The organism is Teichococcus aerofrigidensis (genome assembly GCF_054073225.1).
This window is the reverse complement of the sequence record NZ_JBSXMU010000139.1, coordinates 1-7,237: the sequence shown is the minus strand read 5'-3', so window position 1 is coordinate 7,237 and position 7,237 is coordinate 1. Positions and strand designations below refer to the sequence as shown.

Here is a 7,237-nt window from a genome sequence, read left to right as displayed (position 1 = left end):
GGCGGCCCCTCCGCCGCCGTTCCGCCCCCCGCTCCGGCTCCGGCTCCGGCGGGGGCCGGTGGCGCGCCCAGCAGCAGCGTCGCGTTGGTGCCGCCGAAGCCGAAGCTGTTGACGCCGATCACCGCGTCCGGACCGATCTCGACCCGCTCCAGCGCGGTGGGGACGCGGATGTTCAGCCCGGCGAAGTCGATGTTCGGATTGGGCTCGCGGAAGTGCAGGTTGGGCGGCAGCGCGCCATGCTCCAGCACCAGCAGGGCCTTGAGCAGCCCGGCCATGCCGGAGGCCGGCTCCAGATGGCCGATATTGGTCTTCACCGAGCCGACCGGCAGCGGTGCGGCGCGGCCCTGGGCCAGGGCGGTGCCGATGGCCCAGCTCTCCGCCGGGTCGCCGGCCTGGGTGCCGGTTCCGTGCGCCTCGAAATAGGCCAGGGCCTCGCGCCGCACGCCGCTCTCGGCCAGGACGCGCTCCAGCAGCGCCGCCTGCGCCTCGCGGTCGGGGAGCGAGAGGCCGATGGTGCGGCCGGCGGCATTGGTGCCGGTGCCGAGAAGGACGCCGCGGATGGCGTCGCCCGCCGCCAGCGCGGCGGCCAGCGGCTTCAGCACGACGAGGCCGGCGCCCTCGCCGCGCACATAGCCGTCCGCCGCCGCGTCGAAGGCCTGGCAACGGCCCCGGGCCGAGAGCATGCCGGCGCGCGAGAAGCCGATGAAGGCGAAGGGCGAGAGCAGCAGCTGCACGCCGCCGACCAGCGCCGCCTCGACGCGGCCGGCGCGCAGCGCCGCCACGGCGGCGTCGAGCGCGACGAGCGAGGAGGAGCAGGCTGTGTCCACCGTCTGGCCCGGGCCGCGCAGGTCGAAGACGTTGGTCAGACGGTTGGCCAGGATCGACAGGGTGTTGCCGGTCATGAAGTACCGGTCGGTGCCCGCCGCGTCGCCCAGGCGCAGCTCGGCATGGTCGGTCGAGGAGCCGCCGATCCAGACGCCGATGGCGCGGCCGGCCAGGCGGCTGGCCGGCCAGCCGGCATCCTCCAGCGCCTCCGAGGCCACCTCCAGCAGCAGGCGCTGCTGCGGGTCCATCTCCACCGCCTCGCGCGGGGAGAGGCCGAAGGCGGGGGCGTCGAAGCCGGCGATGTCGCCCAGATGGCCGGCGGCGAAGCTGTAGCTGCGGCCCGGCTCGCCCTTGCGCGGGTGGTGGAAGGCGGCCTGGGCGAAGCGATCGGCCGGCAGGGTGCCGACGGCGTCGGAGCCGCTTTCCAGCAGCCGCCAGAAGGCGTCGAGATCGGGCGCGCCGGGCAGGCGGCAGGCGGCGCCGACGATGGCGATGGCGCCGCCCGCCGGGCGCGGCGGGTTGGGCGGGCGCTGCGGCATGGCGTTCATGAGGAGGGTTCCGCGCGGCGGCGGAGGCTCACGGCACCGCCTCGTCGCGGGCCACCATCCCGGGCCGCGTGGCGGACCAGGCGGGGCGGGCGACGGCGGGACGCAGCGCGGGGAGGCGCCGGCCGGCGCGGCGGCCCTGCGGCGCGCCCAGGCGGTGTTCGGTCACGGTCTCCAGTAGGCGCTCCACCATGGCGAAGTGGTCCTGCCACTCGGGCGCCCGCCAGCCCTGCAGGCGGGCGAGCTGGGCGGCGCGGGCGGGGCTGTCCGGCCGCGCGTAGTCGAGGACGGCCCGGCGCCAGGCGCTGCCGTCCAGCGGGTCGAGATAGTCCGGCACCTCGGCGCCGACCTCGCGCAGCGCCGGCAGGTCGGAGCAGATGCTGGGCACGCCGGCGGCCAGGGCCTCGGCCAGCGGGAGGCCATAGCCCTCGGCGAAGGAGGGGAAGAGCAGCGCGCGGGCCCCCAGCAGCAGCTCGGAGACCTTGCGGTCCGGGAGCTGGCCGATCTCCTGCACGATGCCGTTCAGCGCCGTGCAGCGCTCCAGGATGTCGACGACGTTCTCGTTCTCCCAGCCACGCTTGCCGATGATCAGCAGGCGCGGCGTGGCGCTGCCGAGGCGCGCCAGCTCGCGCCACAGGTGCAGCAGCAGGAGGTGGTTCTTGCGCGGCTCGATGGTGCCGAGGACGACGAAGTAGGGGTCCGCGCCGGAGGCGGGCCCGGCATGGCGCGGCGTGTCGATGCCGAGCGGCGCGATGAGCACCGGCGGCGGCAGGGGCCGCCCGGCCAGGTGGGGGGCCAGCGCCTCGGCCGTGGCGGCGGAGTTGACGATCACGCCATCGGCCAGGCTGGCGGTGACGCCGATGCGCCGCAGGTGCTTCTCCGCCTGGCCGGGCCGGGCGTATTCGGGGTGCGAGACCGGGATCAGGTCGTGGATCAGCGGCACGAAGGCGCAGCCGCCCTGGCGCAGCGACTCGATCGGGCCGGCGCGGTCGAGCGCCTGGTGCGAGACCAGCAGGAAGGCGAGCCGCCGGCCGCTGCCGAGGAGGCGGGCGAGGTCGGCGCGGCCGAAGCCGAGCAGCAGCCGGCCGCGCGCCAGGGTGCCGATGCGGGCGGCGCGGCGCAGCGCGGGGCTGTTGGAGAGGCCGCTGTCCCAGGCCTCGGTGAGCGCCGCCACGAGGTCGGCGACGAGGGTCCGGGGCAGTTCCGCGAAGCCGCCCTGCAGTTCCTGGCCGACGAAGGTGCAGGCGCCGGGCGGCAGGCCGAGCCAGTGGCGGGCATAGGCCAGCTCGACCCGATCGATTCCCGAAGGGGTGCGCTTGCGGCCGCAGCCCAGCAGCCTGGAGACGTCCAGCACGACATGCAGGCTGTGGGCGGCAGGGTCAGCAAGCATCAAGGGTTCCCTTTGGGGAGGGTATGATGCCTAGCGGTTGTGTCCGCATGGCAAGTTTGCGTTAAGGGTTATGCTGCATCCGCGAACCGGAGTGGTTCACTAAACCGTGATATACACCTTTGAGGGTGTAAGGAAACAAGAACATTTATTCGAGTGGTATATCTGTCGCTGAATCGCGTTCTAGAACCTTTGCATACTATTAGCGCAACCTTTGCGTGCAAAACTCCTTCGATTCAGTCGGCGCCGGGCGGGATCACGTTGCTGGCAAGGCCCTCCACCAGCACGTCCCGCATCGTCTCCGCGCTCTTCACCCGGATGTCCTGGAAAGCGTGCGGCGTGTGGAAGGCGCTGTGCGGCGTGACGATCAGCCGCCCGGCCAGCCAGGGCTCGCGCGCCCGATAGGCCGCCAGCAGCGGGTGCTCCGGCGCCACCGGCGGCTCCTGCGGCAGCACGTCGAGGCCCGCCCCGGCCAGATGGCCATCGCGCAGGCAGGCCTCCAGCCCGTCCAGGTCCAGCATGGGGCCGCGCGCCGTGTTCACCACCACCGCGCCGGGGCGCAGGCGGCGCAGCGCCGATTCGTCCAGCAGGCCGGCGGTGGTGCGGGTCAGTGGCGCGTGCAGCGAGAGCGTGTCGGTCTCCTCCAGCAGCGCCTCCAGGCTGCGCGCCCGCTGGATGCCCAGCGCCCGGTCCACCCCGTTCGGCAGATAGGGGTCGTAGAAGCGCACGCGGAAGCCGAAGGCCTTGGCGCGCAGCGCCACGGCGGTGCCGATGCGGCCGAGCCCGATGATGCCGAAATCCTGCTCGCTGGCCCGCTGGATCAGCGGGCTGTCGAGGTAGCGCCACGCGGCGGGCGGCGTGCCGCGCTGCAGGTCGTGGTGCAGGGCGATGCCGCGCCGCAGCGTCAGCGCCAGGGCGACGGCGTGGTCGGCCACCTCGGTGGTGCCGTAGTCGGGCACGTTGCAGACGGCGATGCCCCGCTCCGCCAGGGCCGGACGGTCGAGCCGGTCGTAGCCGACGCCCATCCGCACCACCACCTTGAGCTTCGGGAAGCGGTGCAGCTGGCTGCCCGGCAGCCAGTGACGGAAGATGAACAGTCCGTCCGCCTCGGCGCAGAGCGCGTCGGGCAGTTCCTCCACGCCGCTGGGGCCGCCGCCGCGGACCACCCGCACGCCGGGGCCGAGGATCTCCTCCTCGAGAAGGGTGTCAGGATAGAGGCCTTCGGGTTCCAGGACGGTCAGCATGCCGGCGATTCCTCCTTCTTGGGCTTTGCCATGCGCCCAGGATGCGGGGAGCCCCTTGGGGCCGCAAGGCACCTCCCCCTATCCTGCCGGCCGGGCAAGAGAGGGGAGCGGCGCATGGCCGAACGGAAGATCCTGATCACCGGCGCGGCGAGCGGCATCGGCGCGGCGACGGCACGGCTGCTGGCCGCGCCCGGCGTGGCGCTCGTGCTGCACGCGCGGGGCAACCGCGAGGGGGCGGAGCGTGTCGCCGCCGAGGCGCGGTCGGCGGGCGCCGAGGCCGGCGTGCTGCTGGCCGACCTGGCCGAGGCCGGGGCGCCCGAGCGGCTGGTGGCCGAGGCGGCCGCCCCCCGGGGGGGGGGGGGCGGGGGGGGGGGCGGGGGCCGGGTGGCCCCCCCCCGCCTGGGCGGGCTGGACGTGCTGGTCTCCAATGCCGGCTTCGCCGACCGCACGGCGCTGCGCGACCTGACCGACGCGGCCTTCGCGCGCAGCCAGGACACCATCCTCTGGGCCCTGCTGCGGCTGGCCCGTGCGGCGGGGCCGCTGCTGGCGGCGGGCCGGGATCCGCGGCTGGTCGCCGTCTCCTCCTTCGTCGCGCACCACTTCCACCCCGGCGGCACGCTCTTCCCCGCCTCCGCCGCGGCCAAGGCGGGGGTGGAGGCGCTGGTGCGGAGCCTGGCGGTGGAATGGGCCCCCGCGGTGACGGTGAACGCCGTGGTGCCCGGCCATATCGCCAAGGATCCGGGCACCCATGCGGCCCTGAACGCCGAAGGGCGCGAGGCGGCGGTGCGCGACCATATCCCGCTGCGCCGCCTGGGCCAGCCGGCCGAGGTGGCGGCGGCCATCGCCTTCCTGGCCTCGCCGGCGGCCTCCTACGTCACCGGCCAGTGCCTGCATGTCGATGGCGGCATGGTGATCTGAGGCAGGGGGCGGTTCAGCCGAGCCGCGCCAGGTTGGCGCGGAGCCGGTCGGCCTCGCCCTCGCCGAGGCCGGCCTCGGCCGCCGCGTGGGTGTCCCGCCACACCGGGAAGGCCTCGGCCAGGACGGCGCGGCCGGCCGGTGTCAGGTGCAGGCGGCGGCTGCGCCGGTCCTCCGGATCGGGCTCCACCCGCACCAGGCCGCGCCGTTCCAGCGGTTTCAGGCTGGCGGTCAGGGTGGTGCGATCCATGCCGAGCAGCTCCGCCACCGGCCGCATCGGCGGCGGCTCCGGGCGGTTCAGCGACATCAGCAGGGAGAACTGGCCATTGGTCAGGCCGAGAGGGCGCAGCGCCTCGTCGAAACGGCGGGCGAGGGCGCGGGCGGCGCGCTGGGCATGCAGGCAGAGGCAGGTGTCGCGCACCAGCAGTGTGGTCGCGAAGGGGAGTTCGGAAGGCTTTGACACGCCGCTTTAAATGTTGATATCAACACAAAAGTCAAGGCCCTCACGGCGCCGCCGTGCCACGGCCGCCACTCCGGAGGTTCCACCATGTCCCAGACGAAGACCGAGGTTCAGACCGGGCACCGGGTGGTGCCGCGTCAGGAATGGCTCGCCGCCCGCCGGGCCCTTCTGCTCGAGGAGAAGGCCCTTACCCGGGCGCGCGACCGGCTGAACGCCGCGCGGCGCGCCCTGCCCTGGACCCCGGTGGACAAGCCCTACCGCTTCGCGACGCCGCATGGGCCGCGCGGTCTCGGGGATCTCTTCGAGGGCCGCGGCCAGCTCGCCCTCTATCACTTCATGCTGGCGCCGGGCTGGGAGGCGGGCTGCACCGGCTGCTCCTTCCTCGCCGATCATTTCGACGGCATGCTGCCGCATCTGAACCACCATGACGTCACCCTGGTCGCCGTCTCCCGCGCGCCGCTGCCGGAGATCGAGGCCTATCGCCGCCGCATGGGCTGGCGCTTCCCCTGGGTCTCCTCCTTCGGCAGCGACTTCAACCGGGACTTCCACGTCTCCTTCCCGCCCGAGGCCCTGGCGGAAGGCAGCGTGGACTACAACTATGCCCGCCTCGATGCCGCCGACGCCTTCGAGGAACTGCATGGGATGAGCGCCTTCGGCCGCACCGCCGACGGGGCGGTGTTCCACACCTATTCCACCTATGCCCGCGGGGTGGAGGAGATGATGGGCACCTTCATGCTGATGGACCGGCTGCCGCTCGGCCGCAACGAAAGCGGCACGATGGACTGGGTGCGGCGCCATGACGAATACGCCGACGAGCACGGGGCGCGCTCCTGCTGCGCTGGCTGATCCGGCGCGGCATCGCCTTCCTGCCGCATCCTTTCGTGAGGACTCCCGCATGAGTGACGACCTCGTCTTCTACACCAACCCCATGTCGCGCGGGCGGATCGTGCGCTGGATGCTGGAGGAGATCGGGCAGCCCTACCGGACCGAGATCCTGCCCTATGGGCCGCCGATGAGGGCGCCGGCCTATCTGGCGGTCAATCCCATGGGCAAGGTGCCGGCCCTGCGCCATGGCGCGGCGGTGGTGACCGAGGCGGCGGCGATCTGCGCCTACCTGGCCGATGCCTTTCCCGCCGCCGGCCTTGCCCCGGCGCCGCGGGACCCGTTGCGCGGCGCCTATTACCGCTGGCTCTTCTTCGGCGCCGGGCCGGTGGAGGCGGTGGTCAGCGACACCGCCCTCGGCGTCACCGTGCCGCCCGATAAGGAGGCCATGGTCGGCTACGGCAGCAAGGACCGGGTGATGGCGGTGCTGGAGGCGGCGGTGGGCCAGGGCGACTACCTGCTGGGCGAGCGCTTCTCGGCCGCCGATGTCTATCTCGGCTCGGAACTGTCCTGGGGCATGGCCTTCGGCGTGCTGGAGAAGCGGCCGGCGCTGGAGCGTTATGTCGCGCGGATCGAGGCGCGCCCGGCGGCGATCCGCGCGCGGGAGACGGACGACGCGCTGATGCCGCCCGGCGGCGCGGCCTGAGCGGTTCAGGCGATCAGCGCCGAGGTGAACACCGCCCCGGTGCCGCCATCGGCGATGCCGAGATCCGTCACATGCGGCCCGGCGTTGCAGGCCAGCGTCGCGCCGACCACGGCCTTGAAGACGCGGTAGGGTGGCTGCCATTCGGCGATGCCGTCGGCGGCGGCGCGGAGCGCGGCGAACCGTGCCGCCACCTCCGCCGCCGGCGCGTCGGAGAGCAGGCCGCAGACGGGCAGCGGCAGCACCGCCCGCACCGCGCCGCCAGCGGCCACCGCCATGCCGCCGCCGGGGGGGGTGCGCGCGGTGGGGGGCGCCCCCCGGGGGGGCGGGGGGTGG

Annotated in this window: 8 protein-coding genes; 3 read left to right on the top strand and 5 right to left on the bottom strand. The window is 73.9% G+C overall.

Features of this window, described 5'->3' with window-relative positions; all coding sequences use genetic code 11:
- The 3 genes from ACVMLK_RS18525 to ACVMLK_RS18515 all read right to left on the bottom strand — a co-directional run.
- Positions 1-1,373: beta-ketoacyl [acyl carrier protein] synthase domain-containing protein (locus tag ACVMLK_RS18525; RefSeq protein WP_457487235.1), on the bottom strand; the 1,373-nt coding region annotated here is incomplete at its 3' end.
- Positions 1,374-1,401: 28 nt separating this feature from the next.
- Complete coding sequence (locus ACVMLK_RS18520; RefSeq protein ID WP_232477198.1) at positions 1,402-2,760, bottom strand: glycosyltransferase family 4 protein; 1,359 nt, start codon at positions 2,758-2,760, stop codon at positions 1,402-1,404.
- 233 nt (positions 2,761-2,993) lie between these two features.
- Entirely contained in the window at positions 2,994-4,001 is a 1,008-nt protein-coding gene (locus ACVMLK_RS18515; protein ID WP_457487234.1) for a C-terminal binding protein, read from the bottom strand.
- Between the two features lie 114 nt (positions 4,002-4,115).
- On the opposite strand from ACVMLK_RS18515, the gene ACVMLK_RS18510 reads away from it, so the two are divergent.
- Positions 4,116-4,919, top strand: a complete 804-nt coding sequence (locus ACVMLK_RS18510) for an SDR family NAD(P)-dependent oxidoreductase (RefSeq protein WP_457487233.1) — start codon at positions 4,116-4,118, stop codon at positions 4,917-4,919.
- Between the two features lie 13 nt (positions 4,920-4,932).
- Here ACVMLK_RS18510 and ACVMLK_RS18505 read toward each other — a convergent pair whose 3' ends face one another.
- Positions 4,933-5,379: a MarR family winged helix-turn-helix transcriptional regulator gene (locus tag ACVMLK_RS18505; protein ID WP_457487232.1), complete on the bottom strand. Its 447-nt coding sequence runs from the start codon at positions 5,377-5,379 to the stop codon at positions 4,933-4,935.
- 84 nt (positions 5,380-5,463) lie between these two features.
- Between ACVMLK_RS18505 and ACVMLK_RS18500 the strand changes: the two genes are divergently transcribed.
- On the top strand, positions 5,464-6,222 hold the full coding sequence (locus tag ACVMLK_RS18500; protein ID WP_457487231.1) for a DUF899 domain-containing protein: 759 nt from the start codon (positions 5,464-5,466) through the stop codon (positions 6,220-6,222).
- Positions 6,223-6,271: 49 nt separating this feature from the next.
- Entirely contained in the window at positions 6,272-6,904 is a 633-nt protein-coding gene (locus ACVMLK_RS18495) for a glutathione S-transferase family protein (protein WP_457487230.1), read from the top strand.
- A 5-nt stretch (positions 6,905-6,909) separates the two neighbouring features.
- On the opposite strand, the gene ACVMLK_RS18490 is transcribed toward ACVMLK_RS18495, so the two are convergent.
- A partial coding sequence (locus ACVMLK_RS18490) for an adenine deaminase C-terminal domain-containing protein (protein ID WP_457487229.1) occupies positions 6,910-7,237 on the bottom strand: 328 nt, incomplete at its 5' end.

Bases quoted from the DNA above. Each gene is read 5' to 3' on its own strand.
- ACVMLK_RS18520 (WP_232477198.1), bottom strand. From the start codon at position 2,760: ATGCTTGCTGACCCTGCCGCCCACAGCCTGCATGTCGTGCTGGACGTC.
- ACVMLK_RS18515 (WP_457487234.1), bottom strand. From the start codon at position 4,001: ATGCTGACCGTCCTGGAACCCGAAGGCCTCTATCCTGACACCCTTCTC.
- ACVMLK_RS18510 (WP_457487233.1), top strand. From the start codon at position 4,116: ATGGCCGAACGGAAGATCCTGATCACCGGCGCGGCGAGCGGCATCGGC.
- ACVMLK_RS18500 (WP_457487231.1), top strand. From the start codon at position 5,464: ATGTCCCAGACGAAGACCGAGGTTCAGACCGGGCACCGGGTGGTGCCG.
- ACVMLK_RS18495 (WP_457487230.1), top strand. From the start codon at position 6,272: ATGAGTGACGACCTCGTCTTCTACACCAACCCCATGTCGCGCGGGCGG.